Source organism: Rhodococcus sp. NPDC004095 (assembly GCF_053604015.1).
The window spans coordinates 86,566-108,018 of sequence record NZ_JBSGGS010000014.1 but is presented as its reverse complement, the minus strand read 5'-3'; the positions used below and the strand labels follow the sequence as shown (position 1 = coordinate 108,018).

General features: G+C 69.8%; 22 protein-coding genes. 11 read left to right on the top strand and 11 right to left on the bottom strand.

The window, feature by feature from the left end; all coding sequences use genetic code 11:
- Window positions 1–230: 230 nt before the first annotated feature.
- From ACWEPG_RS23695 to ACWEPG_RS23685, 3 genes are all read right to left on the bottom strand, one after another.
- The gene (locus ACWEPG_RS23695) at window positions 231–767 is read right to left on the bottom strand and encodes a nuclear transport factor 2 family protein (protein ID WP_450112951.1); all 537 of its coding nucleotides are present in this window, start codon (window positions 765–767) and stop codon (window positions 231–233) included.
- Between the two features lie 41 nt (window positions 768–808).
- A complete protein-coding gene (locus tag ACWEPG_RS23690; RefSeq protein WP_450112952.1) occupies window positions 809–1,147 on the bottom strand; it encodes a hypothetical protein in 339 nt (112 codons plus the stop codon).
- Window positions 1,148–1,232: 85 nt separating this feature from the next.
- The gene (locus ACWEPG_RS23685) at window positions 1,233–2,009 is read right to left on the bottom strand and encodes an Rv1157c family protein (RefSeq protein ID WP_450112953.1); all 777 of its coding nucleotides are present in this window, start codon (window positions 2,007–2,009) and stop codon (window positions 1,233–1,235) included.
- 270 nt (window positions 2,010–2,279) lie between these two features.
- Here ACWEPG_RS23685 and ACWEPG_RS23680 point away from each other — a divergent pair, with 270 nt between their 5' ends.
- Window positions 2,280–3,695: a mannosyltransferase gene (locus ACWEPG_RS23680; protein WP_452595464.1), complete on the top strand. Its 1,416-nt coding sequence runs from the start codon at window positions 2,280–2,282 to the stop codon at window positions 3,693–3,695.
- Here ACWEPG_RS23680 and ACWEPG_RS23675 read toward each other — a convergent pair.
- The gene (locus ACWEPG_RS23675) at window positions 3,634–3,927 is read right to left on the bottom strand and encodes a 4a-hydroxytetrahydrobiopterin dehydratase (RefSeq protein WP_450112955.1); all 294 of its coding nucleotides are present in this window, start codon (window positions 3,925–3,927) and stop codon (window positions 3,634–3,636) included. The genes ACWEPG_RS23680 and ACWEPG_RS23675 overlap by 62 nt on opposite strands.
- A 15-nt stretch (window positions 3,928–3,942) precedes the next feature.
- On the opposite strand from ACWEPG_RS23675, the gene ACWEPG_RS23670 reads away from it, so the two are divergent.
- Window positions 3,943–4,359, top strand: a complete 417-nt coding sequence (locus ACWEPG_RS23670; RefSeq protein ID WP_452595463.1) for a (deoxy)nucleoside triphosphate pyrophosphohydrolase — start codon at window positions 3,943–3,945, stop codon at window positions 4,357–4,359.
- Between the two features lie 39 nt (window positions 4,360–4,398).
- On the opposite strand, the gene ACWEPG_RS23665 is transcribed toward ACWEPG_RS23670, so the two are convergent.
- Window positions 4,399–4,575, bottom strand: coding sequence for a hypothetical protein (locus ACWEPG_RS23665; RefSeq protein WP_450112957.1), 177 nt, complete (start codon window positions 4,573–4,575; stop codon window positions 4,399–4,401).
- 148 nt (window positions 4,576–4,723) lie between these two features.
- Window positions 4,724–6,136 (bottom strand): FAD-binding oxidoreductase, encoded by a 1,413-nt coding sequence (locus ACWEPG_RS23660; protein ID WP_452595462.1) that lies wholly within the window; start codon window positions 6,134–6,136, stop codon window positions 4,724–4,726.
- A 113-nt stretch (window positions 6,137–6,249) separates the two neighbouring features.
- On the opposite strand from ACWEPG_RS23660, the gene ACWEPG_RS23655 reads away from it, so the two are divergent.
- The 8 genes from ACWEPG_RS23655 to ACWEPG_RS23620 all read left to right on the top strand — a co-directional run bounded on the left by ACWEPG_RS23655 (window position 6,250) and on the right by ACWEPG_RS23620 (window position 15,875).
- Window positions 6,250–7,374: a helix-turn-helix transcriptional regulator gene (locus ACWEPG_RS23655; RefSeq protein WP_452595461.1), complete on the top strand. Its 1,125-nt coding sequence runs from the start codon at window positions 6,250–6,252 to the stop codon at window positions 7,372–7,374.
- A gap of 257 nt (window positions 7,375–7,631) precedes the next feature.
- Window positions 7,632–9,527 (top strand): translational GTPase TypA, encoded by a 1,896-nt coding sequence (gene typA, locus ACWEPG_RS23650; RefSeq protein WP_450112960.1) that lies wholly within the window; start codon window positions 7,632–7,634, stop codon window positions 9,525–9,527.
- A gap of 92 nt (window positions 9,528–9,619) precedes the next feature.
- Complete coding sequence (locus ACWEPG_RS23645; protein WP_452595460.1) at window positions 9,620–11,449, top strand: ABC transporter family substrate-binding protein; 1,830 nt, start codon at window positions 9,620–9,622, stop codon at window positions 11,447–11,449.
- The gene (mshB, locus tag ACWEPG_RS23640) at window positions 11,449–12,327 is read left to right on the top strand and encodes an N-acetyl-1-D-myo-inositol-2-amino-2-deoxy-alpha-D-glucopyranoside deacetylase (RefSeq protein WP_450112962.1); all 879 of its coding nucleotides are present in this window, start codon (window positions 11,449–11,451) and stop codon (window positions 12,325–12,327) included. The genes ACWEPG_RS23645 and mshB overlap by 1 nt, the downstream gene beginning before the upstream one ends.
- A gap of 75 nt (window positions 12,328–12,402) precedes the next feature.
- Window positions 12,403–13,779 carry a glutamate decarboxylase gene (locus ACWEPG_RS23635; protein ID WP_450112963.1) on the top strand — a complete coding sequence of 459 codons (1,377 nt, stop codon included), beginning with the start codon at window positions 12,403–12,405 and terminating at the stop codon, window positions 13,777–13,779.
- Window positions 13,780–13,863: 84 nt separating this feature from the next.
- Window positions 13,864–14,019 carry a hypothetical protein gene (locus ACWEPG_RS23630; RefSeq protein WP_450112964.1) on the top strand — a complete coding sequence of 52 codons (156 nt, stop codon included), beginning with the start codon at window positions 13,864–13,866 and terminating at the stop codon, window positions 14,017–14,019.
- 32 nt (window positions 14,020–14,051) lie between these two features.
- Window positions 14,052–14,477 (top strand): hypothetical protein, encoded by a 426-nt coding sequence (locus ACWEPG_RS23625; protein WP_450112965.1) that lies wholly within the window; start codon window positions 14,052–14,054, stop codon window positions 14,475–14,477.
- A 93-nt stretch (window positions 14,478–14,570) separates the two neighbouring features.
- Complete coding sequence (locus ACWEPG_RS23620; RefSeq protein WP_452595459.1) at window positions 14,571–15,875, top strand: YncE family protein; 1,305 nt, start codon at window positions 14,571–14,573, stop codon at window positions 15,873–15,875.
- Here the strand turns inward: ACWEPG_RS23620 and ACWEPG_RS23615 are convergent.
- The 5 genes from ACWEPG_RS23615 to ACWEPG_RS23595 form a co-directional block, all read right to left on the bottom strand.
- Entirely contained in the window at window positions 15,872–16,552 is a 681-nt protein-coding gene (locus tag ACWEPG_RS23615) for a uracil-DNA glycosylase (RefSeq protein ID WP_452595474.1), read from the bottom strand. The genes ACWEPG_RS23620 and ACWEPG_RS23615 overlap by 4 nt on opposite strands.
- Before the next feature lie 51 nt (window positions 16,553–16,603).
- Window positions 16,604–17,575: an esterase/lipase family protein gene (locus ACWEPG_RS23610; protein ID WP_450132651.1), complete on the bottom strand. Its 972-nt coding sequence runs from the start codon at window positions 17,573–17,575 to the stop codon at window positions 16,604–16,606.
- A 253-nt stretch (window positions 17,576–17,828) separates the two neighbouring features.
- On the bottom strand, window positions 17,829–18,857 hold the full coding sequence (locus tag ACWEPG_RS23605; protein ID WP_452595458.1) for an esterase/lipase family protein: 1,029 nt from the start codon (window positions 18,855–18,857) through the stop codon (window positions 17,829–17,831).
- Window positions 18,858–18,972: 115 nt separating this feature from the next.
- Window positions 18,973–20,550, bottom strand: a complete 1,578-nt coding sequence (locus ACWEPG_RS23600; RefSeq protein ID WP_452595473.1) for a PH domain-containing protein — start codon at window positions 20,548–20,550, stop codon at window positions 18,973–18,975.
- A gap of 14 nt (window positions 20,551–20,564) precedes the next feature.
- Window positions 20,565–21,044: a PH domain-containing protein gene (locus ACWEPG_RS23595; RefSeq protein WP_450113038.1), complete on the bottom strand. Its 480-nt coding sequence runs from the start codon at window positions 21,042–21,044 to the stop codon at window positions 20,565–20,567.
- A gap of 147 nt (window positions 21,045–21,191) precedes the next feature.
- Between ACWEPG_RS23595 and ACWEPG_RS23590 the strand changes: the two genes are divergently transcribed.
- A complete protein-coding gene (locus ACWEPG_RS23590) occupies window positions 21,192–21,389 on the top strand; it encodes a hypothetical protein (protein ID WP_450112969.1) in 198 nt (65 codons plus the stop codon).
- Window positions 21,390–21,453 lie beyond the last annotated feature (64 nt).

Here is a 21,453-nt window from a genome sequence, read left to right as displayed (position 1 = left end):
TCGAGCGTAGACCCCGAAGTAACGGGAAGCGCGGAGGTTTACGACGTACAGAACAGACGCGTCGTCACCGACGACCAGATCATGGAGGTCAGCCGATGGAATTCATCATCAATCTTCTGTATGCCGTTGCAGCCAACATCTACGACGGTGTCTCCGCCGGATCGAGCAGCAGTGGCGGGGAGACCCCGAACCCCTGAGTCGGGGTCGTCCCGGCCTGCTTCCGGTCGTCGTCAGCCGCCGATCTTCGCCAGCCACTGCCGGGCCTCGTCCGGCAGTGCGTCGGCGGATTCGGCGGCGCGGCACCACTTCTTGGCCATCTTCAGGAACTTCATCGGGTTGTAGACGTCCTCCTCGCACGACCAGAGTCCGTCCCCGGCGTAGTGCAGGATCGTCAGGTTCGACGCCCCGTGTGTGGACCCGTCGCCGGGGTCGCACATCGGGTTGTCGATCTCGCAGATCACCCACCCGCGCTGCTCGTCGATCGTGTACCAGAGCGCTGGGAAGGCGGTCATGTGGTTGCCGGGGAAGCTGTTCATCGTCCGGATGATCCAGGGGCGGATCTCCTCGCGGCCGGTGAAGTTGCCGTAGGCGTGCTCGATGTACGTCGCGTCCTCGGTGAACATGTCGGCGAACAGGTTCCAGTCGCCGGTCCGCTTTGCCTGCTCGACCGTGCGCTGGTAATCGGCGAACGCCTGCTCCAGCTCGTCGCGTGTCCAGCGGCCGTTCGCGGACGGGGTGGTGGCGGTGTCGTTGCCCGACAGGGTCACATGTCCTCCGTAGGTCTTCTGCCGAAACCGCTTGCTGCGGATCAGGTTTGGGTGTGCGCCAGCGGTGAGCGCGCGAGTTCGGGCTCCTCGGCCAGTACGTGCAGAGGCCGCTCGCCGGGCTCGCCGCCGTCGGTCCGCCAGGACAGAACCGACCAACGCGACAATCCGGACAGAGCCGAGCCGAGGCTGGCGAACGAACCGGAGGACAGTGCGGAACCGGCGGACCCGATGGAGCCTATCGACAGGATCGAGCCGACGCTGCCGATCGAGAGAATCGAATACGCGGACCCGATGGACAGGATCGATCCCTCCGAGCGGATGGACAGGATCGAGCGCCGGGACCGGACGGATTTGATGGAATTCCGACTGGGGGAGGCCATTCCCCGGTTTACCACGGTGGCAGTGAATACAGAAGGACCCCTCGCCGGGCGAGGGGTCCTTCCGAGGATTTCGGGCTGTCGGACGTCAGGGGACGTAGACCGTGCCGACCGTCGGCAGGAAGCTGCAGGTGGCCGGTGCGGCGCCCTCGACCTCGGTGGTGAGGCCGCCGGAGACCACGGCGAGCACGCGGCCCTGGCCGGTCTGGGCGATCGCCGAGAGGGTCGCCGGGCCGTCCGGGTTGATCTGGGACGCGGTCGTCAGTGTGGCGCGACCGGTTTTCGGGTGGTCGATGTTGACCCAGTCGACGACCAGCGGGTTCGGCTGCTCCGCGGTGGCCTTGCTGGTGCCGAGCGCGGTGAACACGAATCCGGCCTCGCCGGCCTTCGGTCCCGGCGGGGGCAGGTGCGCGGGGCCGGGGACGGCCAGGGCCGCGCCGACCGAGTCGGACTTGCCGCCGATGCAGCCCTTGCCGATGGTGGGGTAGAGGAACTGGGAGATGACCGGGCCGCTCTCCGGGGGGAGCTCCGGTCCGCCGCCGCCGCTGCCGTCCAGGAACGTGATGACGCGCTGCAGGGTGGACTTGGTCTCCGGGGGCAGGTTCGACGCCTCGAGCAGGGCCTTCGCCTGGGCGAGGAGATCGGCCTGCGGGTTCGCGACATCGGTCACACCGAGCTCGATCGGGCCTGCGGCCGCACCGACGATGGCCGGGGCGAGCGAGGCGAGGGCCTCGATGTCCAGGCCCGCGGGGATCTGGGGAACCGCGGGAGCGGGCTCGGCGGAGGCGGTCGCCGGTAGCGCGACCGCGGCAGCGGTAATCGCCAGCGCGATGATCGATATGCGCGTTCCTCGCGTACGAAGCACGGTGTCCCCATCCTTGTTGTCAAGCGTCGGCGCCGGAGCAGCCGACTGGCCCGGCAGGCCCCTCGGTGTCAAAGGGTCACTCTATGCAGGGCATCTGGCGTTGTACAGCGTTTCGTAGGACCGTCCCGTCGGTTGGCGATGGGGCGGTACTCCCGCGGCAGTGTAATCACTCCGCGGTGTGGCGATCCCGACATTGTGGTGTGGCGATGCTGACAGCCCGAACTCTAACGTGTGACTCAAGTGAACAGTGGGGTTGTTGATGCAACTGTTATGCGCGCTGATCGCCCGTCCGAGGTGCGGCCGGCGGCTGCCGTAGGCTCGCCGACGACCATGCGGGATTCGGCCCGCAGGCCCGCGATCAGCAGGCACACGAACTTCCAGGAGAATTCCAGCACCGTGTCCGAGACGACCCCCGCGCCCGCGGTCCGCACCCCCCGCACGGGACCCCGGGTCGAGCGGGTGCTGCGCGCGGCGCCACTGCTCCTTCTCGTCTCTGTCCTGGTTCGGATGGCGTGGGCCTTCCTGACCCCCAACGGGATGAACCTGGTCGACCTGCGGGTGTACGTCGACGGGTCGGCGGCACTGCTGCGCGGTGACCTGTACGACTTCACCTACTCGGAGCTGACCCCCGACTTCCCGCTGCCGTTCACCTACCCGCCCTTCGCTGCGATCGTCTTCTTCCCGCTGCACTATCTGCCGTTCGGGGTGGTCGGTGTGCTGTGGCAGCTCGCGACGATCGGTGCGCTGTACCTGCTGATCCGGATGAGTCTCGAGCTGCTGCTCGGCGCCTCGACGTCCTGGACGCGGGGGCTCGACCGGCGCTGGACGTCGATCGCTCTCCTGTGGACCGCGGCCGGGATCTGGACCGAACCGGTGCGCACCACCCTCGACTACGGCCAGGTCAACGTGTTCCTCGCACTCGGGGCGATGGTGGCGGTGCGCTCGACCCGCTGGTGGCTGGCCGGTGGCCTGGTCGGCTTCATCGCCGGGATCAAGCTGACGCCTGCGGTCACGGGCGTGTACTTCGTGCTGCGCCGGCGGTGGAAGGCCGCGGTGTTCTCCGCCGTCGCGTTCGCAGGAACGGTCGGCCTCAGCTACCTCCTGGTCGGGGCCGAGGCGCGCACGTACTTCGAGCACCTGCTCGGTGACGCCTCGCGGATCGGTCCCGTCGGTTCGGTCTGGAACCAGTCGCTGCGCGGCGCGTTGAGTCGCGTCGCCGGACACGACGTCGGCAACGGGTGGGTGTGGCTGGCCGCGATGGCGGTCGCGGCGCTGCTCGCGTGGTTCGCCTGGCGCTCCCTCGGGCGCGACGACCTGCTCGGCACGCTGGTGATCGTCCAGCTGTTCGGGCTGCTGCTCTCGCCGATCTCGTGGTCGCACCACTGGGTGTGGCTGATTCCGATGCTGATCTGGTTGGTGCACGGGCCGGTGGCGGATCTGCTGGGATCGAAGATTCTCGCCGGATTCTGGCTGGTCTCCACTCTCGTCGGAGTTCCGTGGGTACTGAGCTTCTTCCAGGACTCGATCTGGCTGATCTCGCGGCCGGGGCTGCTGGCGTGGCTCGGTGCGGTGGACGTCGTCGGGACGTTCGCCTTCTACCTGTGGGTGACCTACGCCGGTCGGCTCAGCCGCCGGTCGGAGCCAGCCGATCGATCTCCCGGGCCAGCGCCACGTCCAACTCCGTGATTCCGCCCTTGAAGTGCGTGGAGCAGCTGAAGGTGACCTTGCGCCAGCGGATGTCCATGTCGGGGTGGTGATCGCGCGCCTCGGCGGCTTCGGCGACCCGGTCGACGAGGGCGATCGCGTCGGGGAAGGTGGGCAGTTCGACGGTCCGGACGATCGCCGCGCCCTCGCGCCGCCACTGCGGCAGGTCGGCGAGGGCGGCGGTGACCTCGGCGTCGGTGAGCAACTCGGCCATGGTCATGATGGTCCCATGCACACGGGCCTCGGGGACAGGGATCGGCGGCGCGAGGTGGCCGCGGCCGCGCTGGTCGACGCGGGCCGGCTGCTGCTCGCGCGGCGGGTCACCCCACCGGAACTGGCGGGCAGGTGGGAACTGCCGGGCGGCAAGATCGAGCCTGGGGAGACGCCCGCGGAGGGGCTGCGAAGGGAACTGCGTGAGGAACTCGGCGTCGAGACCGCCGTCGGCGCGCGGATCGGAGTCGATGTGCCACTGCCGAACGGGATGGTGCTGCGGGCCTACGTGGTGGAACTGAAGTCGGGTGTGCCTGCGGCACTCGAACACGCCGCGGTGCGCTGGGTCGACGCCGGCGGCCTGGCCGCCGCCGACCTCGTGCCCAACGATCGCGCGTGGCTGCCGGAGCTGCTCGCCCTGCTCGATCCGCGGTAGGTCCCCGACCCGCGGTGGTCCCGGCACGTGGAGGTGGGCTCAGGCGGCGCGGGCCTTCTTGAGCCCCTTCTTGAGTTCCTTGCCGGTGGCGCCCTGGTTCTCGAGCTTCTTCATTCGCATGATCACGACCGGGCACTTGACGCACCGGGTCTTGCTGCGGCAGCACTTCTTCTTCGGTTTCAGGCTCGACACGTTCTTCGCCTTGACCTTGCCCATCGGCGTCCGAGCCCTTCCGCTTCGACAACGAGGATCTCCCCGCGGAAGGTTAGCGTAACCTCAGTCGCCGCGGCCCGTGGGTGGTCGGCCCCCGACGGGTTCCCGGCCACCCACGGGGGTGGGACACCACCGCGGACGATGTGACCGCTCAGCGGCCGTGGACCGGGTGGTTGCCGCGGATCACGTACGACGGATCGACTGCGGCCTTCAGTCGGCGCAGCGAGTCCATGGTGGACGAGTCGAACGCGCGCTCCAACGACTCGTCCGGTCCGAGCAGCGTCGGGACGGTCGGACCCGCGGACCAGGGAGCGAGCTCGTCGAACAGACTCGCCATCGCCTGCGCCGCGGCGGCGAGCAGTTCGGGCACGGGTGCGAGGGTCAGCGTCATCACCGCGAACTCGGCACGGTCTCGCCGCAGGTCGACCGCGCCGGCACGGCCCGACCGCGCCGCGCCACCCAGATGACGGAACTGGATCTGGGTGAGCGGGAGCAACCCGGCCGTGCCGGTCCGTTCGACCACGAGATCGATGACGCCCTCGTCGAGCGCGGTGAGCAGCATCGACGAGTGCACGCCCGGGGACGGGTCGGTCGGCTCCTCGCAGATCGCGCCGACGTCACCGGGTTGCAGCGGCCGGGTCGTGTCGCGCAGGACGGTGCCCGCGGCGCGGACCGGTGCCAGGTGAGCCGCCAGCGCGCCATCCGAACCCAGCAGCACCGTGTCGACGAAGCAGAAGGACTGCCCGCGGATCTCGTCGGGCAACTCCGGGATCGGCGGGAAGTGCATGATCGACGCCCACACGGACAGTTCGTCCGGAGCGCTCACGGTGAGGGCGGACACGGCGCGCAGCACCGATGCGGCGTCGGTGGCGGGGAACGCCAGTCGCCCACCGGTGATCTCGGGCGCTGGGAACAGGTCGATCTCGACGGCGGTCACGATGCCGAACTCGCCGCCCCCGCCGCGCAGCGCCCACATCAGCTCGGGGGATTTGTCGTCGCTGATCCAGCGGTGCACGCCGTGCGCGTCGACCAGTTCCACCGCCGACAGCGACCCCGAGCCCGGTCCGAACGGACGGGTGAACCACGACAGGCCGCCGCCGAGGCAGAAACCGACAACGGAGACATCGGGATTCGAGCCGACCAGTCCGGTCAGGCCGGTGCCGTCGAGCGCGGACTGCAGCGCACCCCACTTCACGCCCGCGCCGACGCGTGCGGTCCGTGCGGTGGTGTCGATCCAGATGTCGTCGAGGGCCGAGGTCCGGATCAGCAGCGTGTCGTCGAGGGCCCGGTTCGCGCCGTGGCCGCCGGGCTGCGCGGTCACCCGCACGTGGTTGGCGGCGGCGAAGCGGACGGCCTCGACGACGTCGGCGGTGGTCGCGGCGGTCACGACCGCGGCGGGTCGTTGGGTGATGCTCACGTTCCACGCCTGCGCCACCGTCGCCCAGTCGGGGCTGTCCGGCAGGTCCAGCCGGCCGTCGAGGTCGGCGGCGAGCCGGTCCCACGGGACGGAAGCCAGGCGGGCCCGGGAGCGGTGGGTGTCGAGGTCGATCGGTGTGGATGTCATGGCCGAAAGCGTGCGGCGCCGCGACCGCCCGGAACATCCCCCGGGACGGGGCACGCGTCACCCCAGACTTCTGGGGTGTCGGAAACGGGCGAGGCGCGGGAGAATTCGACGCCATGGCGACCATGCGCGCGGAAACGGTCCGCTCCCGGCTCGACGCTCTCTCGCGGGCCGGTCAGAACTGGCAGGATTTCGGTCACGGCGCGATGGAGATTCTCACCAAGGCCGTGCCGTTCGACGCGGCGTGTTTCGGCACGATCGATCCGGCGACCTCGATGGTGACCGGGTCGGTCAAGGCGGGACTCGACAACCCGTGCGAGGTCGAGTTCGCGTACCACGAATACGTCGAGGACGACGTGAGCCTGTTCAGTGACCTGGCCCGCAGCAACGTCGGCGTGAGCATCCTGCACGAGGTGACCGGCGGCGATCCGCGGCGCAGTTCCCGCTTCCGTGAACTGTTCGAGCCGATGTTCGACCTCGGGCACGAGATGCGGGTGATGATGCGGACCGGCGGCGACGTCTGGGGCGGGCTGGCGATCTACCGAAGGGCCGGGGGCAGCGGGTTCAGCCCGGCCGAGGCCGACTTCATCGACGGCCTGACGGGGATACTCGCAGTCGGGGTGCGGGCCGGACTGATCGCCGACGCCGCGCCGGGCACCGATGTCGTCGGCGCCGAGAACGGGCCCGCGGTGCTCACCTTCGATCACGAGAACAACCTGTGCCAGGCCACGCTCGCCGCGCAGGTACGGGTGGAGGAACTGGGAGGGGATCTCTGGACGGACCTCCCGCAACCGGTGGTGGCGACGCTGGCGGGGGCTCGGGCGCTCGCGACCGGCCGGAGCTCCGCGGTGCCGCGCGTGCGCGTCCGCTCACGGACGGGGCAGTGGCTGGCCGTGCACGCCGCCCCGCTCGCCGGGCGGGCGGGTCACCCGATGCAGGTCGTGGTCACGATCGAACCGGCCGGCGCGCCCGAGGTGGTCCCGCTGGTCGTGGCGGCGTTCGGGCTCACGCCTCGGGAACGGGACGTCGTGGACGGGGTGCTGCGCGGGGCGAGCACCGGCGAGATCGCCAAGGCGCTGCACCTGTCGCCGTACACGGTGCAGGACCACCTCAAGGTCATCTTCGACAAGGCCGGCGTCTCGAACCGCAAGGAACTCACCGCACGGGTGTTCTTCGACCACTACGCATCGCGTAAGAATTCCCGCCTGGGGCCGTCCGGATGGTTCGTGTCGGAACCCTGACGGTGACCGTGTCGCAGATCACTATCCCCAGGTCAGCGGTGGTTGCGGCGGGCCGCGATGTGGGGGATCGGGGCGCGAGCGGGTAGGGTGTTCGCTGGCCGCAGTCCCTGCACCGGCGCGGATGTCGTGATCGTTTCGCACGACGTTCGTTGTGCCCGGGGGTCGCGAATGGGAATCACGCATGCGCGTAGCGGCAGCCAGAAGCCGTACGACGCCAAATTCGTGTGGCCCCGTCAGCAGCCAGGAGAACGCCCCGCGTGAGCACCACCAATTTCCGTAACGTCGCCATCGTCGCGCACGTCGACCATGGCAAGACCACCCTCGTCGACGCCATGCTGCGCCAGTCCGGCGCCTTCGCCGAGCGCGCCGAGCTGGTCGACCGCGTCATGGACTCCGGTGACCTCGAACGCGAGAAGGGCATCACCATCCTCGCGAAGAACACCGCTGTTCATCGCCACAACCAGGACGGCACCGTCACCGTCATCAACGTCATCGACACCCCCGGCCACGCCGACTTCGGCGGCGAGGTCGAGCGCGGCCTGTCCATGGTCGACGGCGTCGTCCTGCTCGTCGACGCGTCCGAGGGCCCGCTGCCGCAGACCCGCTTCGTTCTCCGCAAGGCGCTGTCCGCGTCGCTGCCGGTCATCATCGTCGTGAACAAGACGGACCGCCCGGACGCCCGCATCGAAGAGGTCGTCACCGAGGCGCAGGACCTGCTCCTCGACCTGGCATCCGACCTCGACGACGAGGCCGCCGCGGCCGCCGAGGCGCTGCTGGACCTGCCGGTCCTGTACGCGTCGGGCCGCGAGGGCAAGGCGTCGATGAACCAGCCGGAGAACGGTCAGGCCCCCGACACCGAGAACCTGGACGTGCTGTTCGACGTGCTGATGGAGCACGTGCCTGCACCCAAGGGCGACGCGTCCGCACCGCTGCAGGCGCACGTCACCAACCTCGACGCCTCCGACTTCCTGGGCCGCCTCGCGCTGGTCCGTATCCACAACGGTGAACTCCGCAAGGGCCAGCAGGTCGCGTGGATGCACGCCGACGGAGTCAAGAACGTCAAGATCACCGAGCTGCTCAAGACGGTCGGCGTGAGCCGCGAGCCCGGTGAGGTCGCGGTCGCAGGCGACATCGTCGCGGTCGCCGGCATCCCGGAGATCATGATCGGCGACACCCTCGCCGACACCGAGAACCCGGTCGCGCTGCCGACCATCACCGTCGACGAGCCCGCCATCTCCGTGGTCATCGGCACCAACACCTCTCCGCTCGTGGGCCGGGTCAAGGGCCACAAGCTGACCGCGCGCATGGTCAAGAGCCGCCTGGACTCCGAGCTGATCGGCAACGTGTCGCTGCGCGTCCTCGACATCGGCCGCCCGGACGCCTGGGAGGTGCAGGGCCGCGGCGAGCTGGCGCTGGCCATCCTCGTCGAGCAGATGCGCCGCGAGGGCTTCGAGCTGACTGTGGGCAAGCCGCAGGTGGTCACCCGTCAGGTCGACGGCAAGCTGCACGAGCCGTTCGAGGAGCTGACGATCGACACCCCCGAGGAGCACCTCGGCGCGATCACCCAGCTGCTCGCGAACCGCAAGGGCAAGATGGTCCAGATGACCAACCACGGCACCGGCTGGGTCCGCATGGAGTTCATCGTCCCGTCGCGCGGCCTGATCGGGTTCCGCACCGACTTCCTCACCGAGACCCGCGGCACCGGCATCGCCAACGCCGTCTCGCACGGCTACGCCCCGTGGGCGGGCGAGATCCGCGCCCGCCACACCGGCTCGCTGGTCTCCGACCGGAGCGGCACAGTGACGCCGTTCGCGATGATTCAGCTGTCGGACCGCGGCACGTTCTTCGTCGACCCGGGCGCCGACACGTACGAGGGCATGGTCGTGGGCATCAACCCGCGTGCCGAGGACCTCGACATCAACGTCACCAAGGAGAAGAAGCTCACCAACATGCGCTCGGCGACCGCCGACGTCACGGAGACCCTCGCGAAGCCGATCGAGCTGACGCTCGAGTCCGCGATGGAGTTCTGCGCCGGCGACGAGTGCGTCGAGGTCACCCCGGAGGCGATCCGCGTCCGCAAGGTGCACCTCAACGCGACCGAGCGCGCCCGCGAGCGTTCGCGCGCGAAGTCCCGCGACAAGGCCGCGCTGTAGAGTTGCGCTTCGCGTCTGTGAGTGATCTGCACCCTCATCGGGGTGGAGATCACTCACGGGCGGCGCAACCGCACACACGAAGGGACGGGTGAGTGCGAGGGATTCTGTCGATCGCGACCGCACTGGTCGCCGGTCTCGCTCTCGCGGGCTGCACGGCGAATCCGCCGCCTCCGGTGGAGAGCACCGACAGCCCGAAACCCACCACAACGGTCACGACGAAGAACACCGTCGTGGTCTCGATCGACGAGATCGGGCAGGGTTTCAACCCGCACCTGCTCTCCGACCAGTCGCCGGTGGGCGCGGCGGTGACGTCGATGGTGCTGCCGAGCCCGTTCCGGCCGGTCCCGAGCCCGACGGTGCCGGGCGGTACGGACTGGGTGCCGGACGAGTCGCTGCTGGTGTCCGCGGACGTGACGTCGCAGGACCCGTTCACGATCACCTACCAGCTCCGCAACGAGGCGCAGTGGTCGGACAGCGCGCCGATCGCCGCGGAGGACTTCCGGTACCTGTGGCAGCAGATGGTCAGCCAGCCCGGCGTGGTCGATCCCGCCGGATACGCGCTGATCGACGACATCGCGTCGTCGGCGGGAGGCAAGACCGTCACCGTCACGATGCGGGCCCCGTACCCGGCGTGGCGGGAACTGTTCACCGACCTGCTGCCGTCGCATCTGGTGAAGGACACCCCGGGCGGGTTCGCGCGCGGCCTGTCCGAGAACATCCCGGTTTCCGGTGCGCAGTTCCACATCAAGAGCGTCGACCGGGGACGCGACGAGATCCTGCTCGAACGCAACGACCGGTTCTGGGGCCGGCCCGCCACCCCCGATCAGATCCTGATGCGGCGCGGCGGCTCGAACGCGCAGCTCACCGACTCGATCCGGGCCGGTGACGCGCAGGTGGTGCAGGTGCGTGCCGCGGGCTCCCTGCAGTGGCAGCTCGCGGCGGTTCCGGGCGTGCGGTCCGGGACCACTTTCCAGCCGCGGGTGCTGGACCTGACATTCAACGGCCGCACCCCGGCCGTCGCGGACCAGCGGGTGCGCCGGGGCCTGCTCGGCCTCCTGAACACCGACCTGCTCGCGTCCGTCGGAACCCCGTCGGGTGCGAATGCGACGGTCGCCCGGGCGCAGGTGCTGGCACCGTCGGCGCCCGGCTACGTGCCGACCGCGCCCCCCGCCCCCACCCGTGAGCAGGCTCTGGGCCTGCTCGCCGAGGCGGGATGGGTACTGGCACCGGCCGATCCGGAGGCGCCGGCACGGCTGGTCCGCGACGGCGTCCAGCTGACGCTGACGATCGGCGCGACCCAGGGAGACGACACCGCGATCGCGGTCGCGAACACCGCGGCCGACCAGCTACGTGGTGCGGGGGCGCAGGTCACCGTCACGACGATGCGGGCCGAGGAACTGTACGGTCGCGCGCTGGTCGACGAGCGGGTGGACGCGGTGGTCGGCTGGGCGCGCGCGGGCGCGGACCCGGCGACGGCGCTGGCGTCCCGATACGGTTGCCCGCCGCCGGCGGCGCCGGAAGCGGTCGAGGAATCCGACGAGGCGAGTGGTGCGGAGCCCGGGGTGACGGCCTCGGAGACTCCGGACACCTCGGTCGCCGAGGCGCCCGCCCCGACCACTGGGGAGGAGGCCGGCGACACCACCGAAGTGGTGCCGAATCCGGCTGCGCCGAGCAATGTTTCGGGACTGTGCGACCCGGGCCTGCAGCAGGGGATCGACGACGCGCTGCGTGGCGTCGGCGACGTCGGGCAGCTGATCGCCCACGCCGAGCCCCGGCTGTGGGAGCTGGCCGCGGTACTGCCGGTGCTGCAGGACACGACGGTGGTTGCCGCCGGGCCCGACGTGGAAGGGGTCTCGCTCACCGGGGCGATCGAGGTCGGCATCTTCAGCGATGCCGCGGACTGGTCGAGGAAGCAGAACTGATGACGGACGAACGGCCGCGACTGCTGCTGGTGCACGCCCACCCCGACGACGAGACCCTCACGACCGGCGGCACGATCGCCCGGTACGCCGCCGAGGGTGCCGAGGTGACCGTGGTGACGTGCACGCTGGGCGAGGAGGGCGAGGTGATCGGCGACGCCTGGGCGGAGCTGGTCGCCGACCGCGCCGACCAGCTCGGCGGGTTCCGGATCCTCGAGCTGACGACCGCGCTCGGCCGGCTCGGGGTGGCGCAGCCCCGGTTCCTCGGCGGCGCGGGACGCTGGCGGGACTCCGGCATGGCCGGTACCCCGGCGGCGGCGAATCCGCGGGCCTTCGTGAACGCGGACCGTGCCGAGGTGGTCGACGCACTCGTCGCGGTGATCCGCGAGCGGCGTCCGCAGGTCGTGATCTGCTACGACCCGCGGGGTGGCTACGGGCACCCGGACCACATCCGGGTGCACGAGGTGGTCACCGCCGCCGTCGAGGCCGCCGCGTCGCCGGACGGCACCGCGGCCGGTGAACCGTGGAACGTGGCGAAACTGTACTGGACTGTCACCGAGGCGACCTCGCTGACCGAGGGGCTCGAGTGCATCACCGAGATCCCGGAGTCCTGGCGGCTCCCGGAGCCGGGTGAGCTGCCCTGTGTGCCGGACGAGCAGGTGACGACCGTCGTCGACGTCCGCGCCCAGCTGGCGGCGAAGGTGGCTGCCTTCGAGGCGCACGCCACGCAGGTGACGGTGTCGCCGACGGGTACCGAGTTCGCGCTGTCGAACAACATCGTGCAGCCGATTCCGGTGGACGAGCACTACGTGCTGGCGCGCGGCGTGCTCGGCGAGGTCGGTGCCGACGGTCGCGAGCACGACCTGTTCTCCGGCGTGTGATCGTCCGGTTCGCGGGTTAGGCTGAGGTCGGTTTTCCGCAGTGTGTGAGCTTCACCCACGAAGGGACACGAACCGATGGCGCTGCACCGGGTCGGCGATCGCGCCGATATCGTAAACGACATCTACTCGACGCCACTCAGTGAGGCAGTTCTCCCGAAATATCAAATGCCGCAAGGATCTTCGGATCCCCGGATCGCCTATGCGCTGATTCACGGCGAACTGGCCCTCGACGGCAACTCCTCGCAGAATCTCGCGACTTTCTGCTCGACGTGGTCCGAGGACGAGGTGCACCGGCTGATGAACGAGTGCCTCGACAAGAACATGATCGACAAGGACGAGTACCCGCAGACCGCGGAGATCGAGTCCCGGTGCGTGCACATGCTCGCCGACCTGTGGAACTCGCCGGACGGGCGCACAACCGTCGGATGCTCGACGACGGGCTCCAGCGAGGCCGCGATGCTCGGTGGCCTGGCGCTCAAGTGGCGGTGGCGGGAGCGGCGCCGAGCCGAGGGCAGGGCGACCGACCGGCCGAACCTGGTGTGTGGTCCGGTGCAGGTGTGCTGGGAGAAGTTTGCCCGCTACTTCGACGTCGAACTGCGGCAGGTGCCGCTCGAGGAGGGCGCCACCGGGATGCGTCCGAATCAGCTGCGGGACTACGTGGACGAGAACACGATCGGCGTCGTCGCGATCCTCGGTGTCACCTACACCTGCGACTACGAGCCGGTCGCGGAGATAGCCGCCGCGCTCGACGCGATCGAGGCCGAGCACGGCTGGGACATCCCGGTGCACGTCGACGCCGCGAGTGGCGGCTTCATCGCGCCGTTCGTTCAGCCGGAACTGGTGTGGGACTTCAGGATCGATCGGGTGGCGTCGATCAATTCGTCCGGCCACAAGTACGGTCTGGCACCGCTCGGCGTCGGGTGGGCCGTGTGGCGCAGCGCCGACCTGCTGCCGGAGGACCTGGTGTTCAGGGTCAGCTACCTCGGCGGCGACATGCCGACGTTCGCGCTGAACTTCTCCCGTCCGGGCGGTGAGATCGTCGCGCAGTACTACCTGATGTTGCGGCTCGGCAGGGAGGGCTATCGCCGGATCCAGCAGGCATGCTCGGACACCGCCCAATACCTCGCCGGCCGGATCCGGGGGATGGGGCCGTTCACCATCCTCTACGACGGCACGGGTGGCCTGCCCGCGGTCTCGTACACGCTCACCGATCCGGCGACCGCCGGGTTCTCGCTCTACGACCTGAGTGACGCGTTGCGGCTGCGGGGGTGGCAGGTGCCGTCCTACCCACTGCCGCCGCACCGGGAGGAAACCGTGATCCAGCGTGTGCTGGTGCGGCACGGCGTCTCTCGTGACGAGATCGCGTTGCTCGCCGGCGACATCGAGGCGGCGATCGCGCGGCTGCGTGACGGCACCCCGGACGACAGCGAGCGGACAGGCTTCCATCACTGACCGCGAACGCGTGACCCGCGGCGCCCGCCGCGCCTAGGCTGTGATCCACGTCATGGTTTCCGGGGTGGGGCTGGAGGTACGGGTGTGAACTGGAGCGTGCAGAACCAGATCGTCGCGTTCGTCGACTCGTTGCGGCCGAACTCGCAGATGCACCACGAGATGTACATGAACGCGCTCTACGGGTTCGTGGACATGCAATCGCACCTGCTGACGATGCTCGGGTACCCGCCGGTGCCCTGACGCCGGGTGCCCGGCGCCTACGATCTTCAGTCATGACCGTCGGCCCCGTCTCCGCCTCGCCCGTCGCCGGACGCGGCATCCTCGACCGCTTCATTCTCGTGCTGCTGGTCTTCGACGGGTTCCTGACCGCGATCCTGGCGGTGCTGTTCCTGCCCGCTCGGCTGGGCTCGGCGCCGTTCCCGGTGAGCGTGCTGGCGGCGGCGGTGGTGAACGTCCTGCTGGTTCTCGGCGCTCGGACGGTGACCGACCGGCCCGGCCGGTACGCGCTGCCGCTCGCGGGGTGGTTCGTCGGGTTCCTGGTGTGCATGGTCGGCGGACCCGGCGGCGATTCGCTGCTGCTCGCCGACTGGCGGGCGCTGTTGCTGCTCGTCGGCGGTCTGGTTCCGCCGATGGTGCTGCTGTTCAAGTGGAGCGCCGACGCGGCGGTCGCGCGCGGGCAGGCGGCCCGCGCCCGCTGACCCCGGGGTCGCCCGACCGGATTCGCGATTGTTCCTCCGCACCTCGGGGGTGCCTGCTAGCGTGCCGCCGACATCGGGACGAGGAGGGCACACGTGGGGACAAGGTGGTTGGCCGGTCGCGGGATCACACGGGCGGCGACGATCGCCGTGTGCGCGCTCGGCGCGATGGCGGGTACGGCGCAGGCGGCCCCCGTGCCCGCCGGACTGACGGAGGTGCTCTTCGTCGGCAACAACTGGGAGGGCACCGCGGATGTCGTCCAGTCGACCGGCGCCTACTCGAAACTCGGTCGCGTCAACATGATCCCGGACAAGCAGGAGCGCCTGAACGAGATCTACGCCAACCCGATCAAGCTGGGGTACTTCCTCGGAATCCGGGAACTGGTCGGCGAGGGGCACGACCAGTACGTCGACGACATGTACACCACCCCGGACGGAACCGCGGTCGTGGCGTCCCGCCCCAGTTTCGCCGACGTCGTCTCGATCGATCTCACGACCGGGAAGGTCAACTGGCGTTTTCCGGTGTCCGGCTACCGAGCCGATCACATGGCGGTGTCCCCGGACGGCACCCAGGTGGCGGTGTCGGCGTCGACGAGCAATACCGTCCACGTGCTCGACATCCGCACCGGGCAGCAGATCGGATCGTTCCGGACCGGTGACAAGCCGCACGAGAACGTCTACACCGACGGCGGACAGTACCTGTGGAACATGGCGATCGGAGACGTCAACACCGCAACCGACGCGCCGGAGCAGGACGACACCAAGGGTGACCGCAAGATCACCGTTGTCGACACCGCGACCTGGCAGGTCGTGAAGGTGATCGACATGCGCGACCGGCTCGACGCGTTCGGCCGCGACGACCTCTCCGACTCGGTGCGCCCGGTGGCGTTCAGCCCCGACGAGGGCACCCTGTATTTCCAGGTGTCGTTCTTCAACGGTTTCGTCGAGTACGACGTCGCCTCGGACAAGATCACCCGGATCAAGGAACTGCCCAAGAACCCGGCCACCAACCCCGACCGCACCACCTGGGTGAACGACTCTCGCCACCACGGCATGTCGATCAATCCCGACGGCAGCAGGCTGTGCATCGCCGGGACGATGGACGACTACGTGACGACCGTCGACACCGCGACGCTGCAGGAGACCCCGACGGTCCCGGCGGGCAAGCCGTACTGGGCGACGGTGAACGGCGACGGCACGCACTGCGTCATCTCCGAGAGCGCGAACGACACGATCAGTGCGATCGACTTCGCGACCGGGCAGAAGGTGGCGACGGTGGAGGTCGGGGACCATCCGCAGCGGGTGCGCCTCGGGCATGTCCCGGCAGGCTGGACGGGTACTCCCGGACCGGACCCCGAGGGCGGCGGCTCCCTGGACGGGCTGGGCAGCAGCGGCTCCTAGGGGAGCAGTCCGGCCGCGTGCCCGGCGTCGCGCAGGACCTCCTCGAGCATCGCCGGGGTCAGCCGGCCGGTGAAGGTGTTCTGCTGGCTGACGTGATAGCAGCCGAACAGGTGCAGGGGGCGTTCCCCGGCGAGCTCGACGTGCGCGCCGTGCCCGAACTTCGGGCGCGGTCGTGGCACCGTCCACCCGCCCGCGGTGAGGGCGGGAAGCAGTGCCTGCCAGCCGAATCCGCCGAGTACGACCACCGCCCGCACCGTCGGGGTCAGGAGTCGTAGTTCCTCGTCGAGCCACCGGCGGCAGGTGTCGCGTTCGGCGGGGGTCGGCTTGTTGTCCGGTGGAGCGCAGTGCACCGGGGCGGTGATCCTGGTGCCGCGCAACACGAGTCCGTCATCTCGTCGGACGGCGGTCGGCTGGTTCGCCAGTCCGACGGCGTGCAGCGCCGCATACAGCACGTCCCCGCTGCGGTCGCCGGTGAACATCCGCCCGGTGCGGTTCGCGCCGTGCGCGGCCGGGGCCAGTCCGACGATCAGCAGTGCGGCGTCCGCCGGGCCGAATCCGGGAACGGGTCGCCCCCAGTATGTTTCGTCGCGAAACGCGGCACGCTTCTCGGCGGCGGCCTTCTCCCGCCAGGCGACCAGTCGCGGACAGCGTCTGCAGTCGACGAGTTCGGCGTCCATCGCGGCGAGGGTGCCCGGGGCTTCCACGGGTCCGACGCTACCCGGGGGTGCTCAGCAGGGGGGAGTGCCGGGCAGCGTCGGGTCGAGTGCCCTGCGGACGAGAAAGAGCGCCGCTCCGTCGTCGAGGAGGCCGGTGGACGAAGGTACGCCGGGGAGGACCCTGGAGTGTGAGATCGCGAGGTTCGGGTTGCCGCAGGCGTCCTGAACCGTCGTCTGTTGGACGGACCTTTCGGTCCCGGGAGCCGGATTCAGGAACGAGCTCTCGAACGGCAGGATGCGATCGTCCTTCGTCGATGCGATGACGGTGTACTCGATCCCCGGGAGCGTCTCCGGTCCGGCATTGAGTTCGGCCAGGAATCGTGACCCCGGAGTCTGCTCCTGGATGGCGATCGCGTGGCCCAGGAGCGTGCCTGCGGCCGGAATGTTCCCCCAGGAAGTGGTTCCGTGGTTGCTGGGTCCGAGCGTGACCAGCGTGTGCACCACGTTGTTCGCGGGGTTCGCCGGGTCGGCTCCGCCCTCGGCGAGGAGGTAGCGTCGGGCCATCGTGCCGCCCTGGGAATGCCCGACCACATCGACCTGCGCGGAGCCGGTCTCCTCCCGAACCGCGTCGATGAACCGGGCGAGCTCCTTGGCCGACTCCACCATCGAGCCGAAACCCCAGCCGCTCGGTCCCGGGATGCCGGCGATCCACATCGACGGTGCGTATCCGTAGTTCAACGCGAAGACGCAGTAGCCGTCGGCGCGGAGCGACTGGACGAGCGGTCCGGGCAGGTTCGGATTCTCCAGGTTGCCCCAGGTCTCCTGCATCGGTACACCGGTGCCGTGCACGAGCACGACCGGCCGGGGATGTCGCGGCGACGGCGTGCAGTCCTCGTTCGCGCCCGGCAGGTTTCCCTGCGCTTGCTTCGGCCCGAGGGCGCGGCCCGGGGCCGCGGCGGTCGCCGAGGGGACGATCGTGGTACCGACGACGAACGTTGCGATGGCCGCGACGGTCGTCGCGGCCACGCGGAGTCGGTATGTCACGCGGGTGCTCCTGAGAAGTGATCGTGAAACGGTGCCGCCGTCATCTTTAGCAGTACTAATGACTAGGTGCCAGAGGGAGCGGTGTTTCGTCGATCACTCTTCATCGCCTGCGGTCGCGGCTCGGCCGGCGAGGTGGGCGTGGACTCGGGAGGTGGGCGTGGACTTGCGCCTCACGGTCCCAGCCGTCGCCCGCGCCGGGGCGACCGCCAGGATGCCGCTACCTTCGATGAGTCCGACGCCACCCGGGCGGCGCTCAGCAGGGGGGAGTGCCGGGCAGTGTCGGGTCGAGCGCCTGGCGGACGAGGAATTGGGGGACCGAATGGTCGAGCAGTCCGACCGAGTTGCCCAGACCGGGAGGGAAGTACCTGGCGTGTGAGACCGCCAGGTCGGGGTCGCCGCACACCTCCTGAACCGTCATCTGGTGGACGGATTGTTCGGTGCCCGGAGCGGGAATGAGAAACGAACTCTCGTAAGGGAAGACTCGGTCGTCCTTCGTCGTCGCGATGACGGTGTACTCGATCCCGGGGAGTGTCTCCGGCGCGGCATTGAGCTCGGTGAGGAATTCCGAGCCCGGCGTCTGCTGCTGACCGGCGATCGAGGCACCCGCACGCTTGGCGTCGGCCGGATTGTCGGCCCAGAAGGTCGTGCCGTGGTTGCTCGGCCCGAGCATGACCAAGGTGTGCACCTTGTTGTTCGCGGGATTCGCCGGGTCGGCCCCGCCCTCGGCGAGCAGGTACCGGCGGGTCAGGGGCCCGGCCTGGGAGTGTCCGACGACATCGACCTGTGTGGAGCCGGTCCGCTCGCGCACCCTGTCGATGAAGTCGGCCAGGTCCTTCGCCGACTCGGTGATCGAGCCGTGCCCCCACCCGCTGGGTCCGGGGATGCCGGCGACCCACGTCGAAGTGGCGTAGCCGTAGTTCAACGCGTAGAGGCAGTACCCGTCCGCGCGAAGCGCTTCGACCAGCGGTCCAGGCAGGCTCGGATCGTGCACGTTGCCCCAGGTCTTCTGCATCCTCAGCGCGGTGCCGTGGACGAGAACGACCGGGCGCGGATGCTCCGGAGACGGCGTGCAGTCCTCGTTCACTCCCGGCAGTACGCCCTGTTCGTGGGGTTGGCTCATCACGGACCCCGTGACGTTCTTGAACGACTCGACGAACTCCGTTGCGGATGACCCTGTCGAGGACTGGGCGGAGACCGTCGCCGTGGGGACGATGGCGATACCGAGGGCGACGACCGCGACAGCCGCGATGCCAGTTGTGGTGGACCGTAGCCGGTTGGTCACGCGAATACTCCTGAGAACGATCGAGGATGGCGGAATGGTGCAGGGGCCATCTCTATCAGCCTCTGGCAGTTCCGCGCGGCAGAATCCGGCGAACCGGTCACTCGCGGTCTCGGTGTCACCGTTCGCGGCGCGGAACTCCGGTGCTGTTGGTCCAGATGTCTCCTGCCCCCGGCGTCACCGTCTCGATCAGTGTCCACGCCCGCTCGGCGGACATGTCCAGGACGTCGTAGTGCCCGGCGCCTGCCGGGGTCGCCGCGACCACGGTGGCCACGCCTGCACGTCGCTGGAAGAACGTCTGCCGCACCGTCCACCCCACGATCCCGTTCGCCTCCAGGGCGTGCCTGCTGCGGTCGAGGGATCCGTGACGGGTGACGAGCCACCCCGGCGGCGTGGCGTGGCCGAGTCCTCGGTACCGGTCGTGGGCGAGTCCGGCCGCGGCGACTGCGAGCACCGCGAGCACCGTCCACACCGGCCATCCGATCGGGGCGCCGGCCGCGGCCGCCACCCCGGCCACGGCGGCGAGCGCGGCCACCGGGACCAGCGCCCGGGTGTAGCGGCGGCGGCGGGCGGCCGCACCGTGCCGAGTCAACGGGACCGTCGCCGTCGCCGGTCCCGTGCCGCGCAGCACGAGGGCCTCCATCCGCTCGGCCTCACCGCGCGGGGCCTGCGGCAGCAGCATCGAGGAGTGCTGTTGCCCGGCGGAAATGCCGGTCATCACCGCGTCGAGGCGGGCTGCGCCGGCCAGGCGCAGCAGGAGGGGCTCGCGGAGGCTGGTACCGCGCAGGCGCGCGCGATCGAGGGTGGTCTGCCGGGTGCGGAGCAGTCCGTGGCTGACGTGCAGCACGTGCCCGTCGTCGGTCACCCGCAGGTCACCGAATGCCAGCAGGTAGCGGACGCAGGCGAGCGCACTGGCCACCGCGAGCAGCGCGACGAGTCCGATCGTCACCACGGTGACGACACCGAATCCGCGCAGCCAGTTCAAGCCGTTCTCGACCGTGTCGGAGGTGGTGAGGCGCTCACTGAAGCCGTACTGGAACACGACGCCCGCGGCGGCGGCGACGGTGAGCACGCCGGTGGTCGACAGTGGTGCGTAGCGCACCCACGACGGCGACCAGTGCGCGATCTCGACCGCCGGGGCGGGCGCCGCGGTCGCCTCGTCCTGGGCGGCGGCGGCCGCCGGGTCCGGGTGCCGGGCGAGCAGCAGTGCCTCACGCAGCGCCGGAACCAGCCGGGCGTCGAGGGCGTTGAGTTCGAACCGGGTCGAATCGCCTGCCCGCTCGGCTCGTTGCCCGGTGCCGATCCGGACCACGGACAGGCCCAGGATCCGGTGCAGCAGACCGGCTTCCACGTCCACCGAGCGGATCCGGTTGCGTGGGACGGAGAGCAGCTTCTTCTGGAACACCCCGGTCCGTAGCTGCACGTGCACCGGGCCGATCCGGTAGCTGGTGGTCAGCCAGCGTGCGATCGCGTACGCCACCAGCACCGTCAGGGCGATCAGCCCCCACGCATGGTTTCCGCTCTGACTGCCGACGACCACCGAGGCCAGCAGTACCGGAAGGAGCTTGACCGCCTCGTTGACGGGATGCACCAGCAGCATCCGCTTGTCCAACCGCAGCCAGGGCTGATCCTGCTCGGCGGCCAGCGCCTCGGGACCCGAGTCCTCCGGCGGCGCGGTGCCAGGGGCAGGCGGCATCGGGTGTGCACCGGTCACGTCGCGTCTCCCACGTTGCGGCCCGCGATCTCGGTGAGCCGGGTGACGGTCGCGTCGGCGACGGGAGAGTCGAGCGCAGTGATCGTCACCGCACCCGCCGACGACGCCGTGGTCACCGTCACCGTCGCCAGTCCCAGCATCCGATCGATCGGCCCGCGCTCGGTGTCGACGGTCTGGATCCGCGAGATCGGCGCGATGCGGCGTTCCTGGGTGAACCAGCCGGTCCGTGTGTACACGGCGGTGTCGCTGATCTCCCAGCGGTGCACCCGGTAACGCCATCCGGGGACGATCGTCACGTGCACCAGCGCGGCGGCCGCCGTCACCAGGAACACGACGATGTGAGGCCATGTCGTCCACTCCCGGGCCACGAATCCCCACACCACCTGCGCCGCGAAGACCGGAATCCAGATCAGGACCGCATTGATCGCCCACAGCAGCGGCGCCCGTCGCGACGGCCGCCACTGCGGGTCGGACATGGTGACGAGGGAGGTCGGGGGAGTGCTCACCCCTTCACCCTGCCCCACCGGGCGGCGCGGCGCGGCGCCCGGCCGGGCGTGTCCGCCGAACCCGTGCACGGGGTGGGAAGTGGCCTAGCCTGGAATCAGCGGCGGAAGGAGCGTGGCGTGGAACGAACCGAGAACCCCATGTTCGACGGCGAGATGACGGACGCGGACCGTGCTGGTCAGGCGGACCCCGTCCTGCCGGAGGACGAACGCGAGCACTCGCCGGACCTCGAGACCGTCGGCACCAAGGAGGTCAACGTGGCCGACGCGGTCGAGCAGGCGCGCGACGTACCCGACGACGAGGAGTACCCCCGCTAGCGGACAACCTGCTGTGGCGCATGTCTCCGGAGATGGCGCATGATCGACGGCGTGACTGTTGACG